This is a genomic window from Colwellia ponticola, from assembly GCF_005885605.1.
GTDB classification, from domain to species: Bacteria; Pseudomonadota; Gammaproteobacteria; order Enterobacterales; family Alteromonadaceae; genus Colwellia; species Colwellia ponticola.
The window spans coordinates 1-405 of sequence record NZ_SZVP01000221.1; the positions used below are offsets into that span (position 1 = coordinate 1).

The following is a 405-nucleotide window of genomic DNA, read 5'->3' on the forward strand; positions in this document are numbered from 1 at the left end:
GGTTCGCGCCATGCTCCTTCGCCTTTTGCTGTCCTGCATGTTGGCCTTGGTCGCCAATTCGACCCAGGCCATGACCCTGTACAAATCCACCGATGCCAACGGCATGGTGTTTTTCAGCGATCGGCAAACCCCCGGCGCCCAGGCGTTCGTGATCCAGGAACGTAGGGTCGAGCGCGTACAGCCGCCGGTACTCTACAGGCCAAAACCCGTTTACCCGCAACAAGCCTACCGTTACCCCTTGCCCTGGCGTGGCGGTCCGTTCCGCCTGACCCAAGGTCCCAACGGCAGCTTCAGCCACACCGACGCCAAAAGCCGCTACGCCATGGACATCGCCATGCCCGAAGGCACGCCGATCATCGCGGCACGCAGCGGTGTGGTGGTGAAAATCGAGAATAGCCAGATCGG

The 405-nt window shown here is 61.7% G+C and carries 1 protein-coding gene; it reads left to right on the forward strand.

Features of this window, described 5'->3' with window-relative positions:
- Positions 1-405: DUF4124 domain-containing protein (locus FCS21_RS16650; RefSeq protein ID WP_246047331.1), on the forward strand; the 405-nt coding region annotated here is incomplete at both ends.